Here is a 1,305-nt window from a genome sequence, read left to right as displayed (position 1 = left end):
CCGCGCCAGCATGACCGAGCAGAAAGCCTTCGACAGCCTTTACTCGAAGGGCGTGCTGAACATTGCCGCTGCCGGCAACGACGGCAACACCGTGATCTCCTACCCGGCTGGCTACAGCAGCGTGGTGATGGTCGGCGCGGTCGACGAGAACAAGCAGTGGGCCACCTTCTCGCAGTACAACAGCAAGGTCGAACTGGCCGGTCCTGGCGTCGGCGTGCTGTCGACCGTCCCGATGGGCGGCGGCACCGAAGGCGTCCTGACGGTCGGCGGCGTCAACTACGCTCCCGGTTCGATGGAAGGCTCGCCGGTCACCACCGCGACCGCTGCGCTGGCCGACTTCGGCATCGGCGACGCCGTCAACACTGCTGTCTCCGGCAAGGTCTGCCTGATCGCACGCGGCACCGTGGACTTCGCGACCAAGGTCTCGAACTGCCAGGCCAGCGGCGGCGTCGGCGCCATCGTGTACAACAACGTGGCAGGCGCCTTCGGCGGCACCCTGGGCACCACCGTCACCAACATCCCGTCGGTCACCGCGACCGACACCGATGGCGCGGCGATGAAAGGCCAGCTCGGCCAGAGCGCAACCGTGGGCGTGAAGGCGACCAACTACGCCTACTACGACGGCACCTCGATGGCGACCCCGCACGTATCGGCAGTCGCTGCCCTCGTGTGGAGCTACTTCCCGACCTGTACCGCCGCTCAGATGCGCACTTCGCTGATCAACAGCGCGCAAGATCTGGGCACCGCCGGCCGCGACACCAAGTACGGCTACGGCCTGGTGCAGGCAAAAGCAGCCTATGATCGCATCAAGTCGCTGGGCTGCGGCAAGTAATTCTGCCCGTAGTGAAATAAAGAAGGACGCTACGGCGTCCTTCTTTATTGGCAACTCATGTCCTGGAAGAACAATGTTGTCCTGATGAGTCTGTTTTCATCCACACGATTGATGAGTTGTTTGCTTAGGTAGAAGTTTTCGAAATACACTGGACTGATCACATGTGTACACATGTGTGTGGAGACAACGATCCCCCGCGGCCCTTTGCCCGGATAACCATAAGTATTCTTACGGAGAAGATTCATGGCACGTCAAGTCACTCGCGCATCGAAATCCCTCAGCATCTGCCTCACCGCCCTGATCGCAGCCGGCGTTTTCGGCGGCGCCCAGGCAGCAGCGCCTGATACCACCCGCGTCATCGTGGCCTTCAAACCAGGCGCAGCCGCCAAGATGAAATCGGCTGTTGCCGCCGCCAAAGGTTCCGTCAAGCACGAAATCTTCGGCATGAACGCCATGGCCATCGAAGTGCCGAA

Annotated in this window: 1 protein-coding gene and 1 pseudogene; both read left to right on the top strand. The window is 61.5% G+C overall.

Going from position 1 to position 1,305, the window contains the following annotated elements:
- On the top strand, window positions 1-832 hold an 832-nt coding region (locus J8847_RS23990), incomplete at its 5' end, for a S8 family serine peptidase (protein WP_211527194.1).
- Window positions 833-1,075: 243 nt separating this feature from the next.
- A pseudogene (locus J8847_RS23985) lies at window positions 1,076-1,305 on the top strand (hypothetical protein); the annotation flags it as partial.

Origin of the sequence: Massilia sp. AB1, from assembly GCF_018119385.1 — a bacterium.
Classification (GTDB): Bacteria; Pseudomonadota; Gammaproteobacteria; order Burkholderiales; family Burkholderiaceae_D; genus Telluria.
The sequence above is the reverse complement of the archived record's forward strand: the minus strand, read 5'-3'. Positions and strand labels throughout refer to the sequence as shown.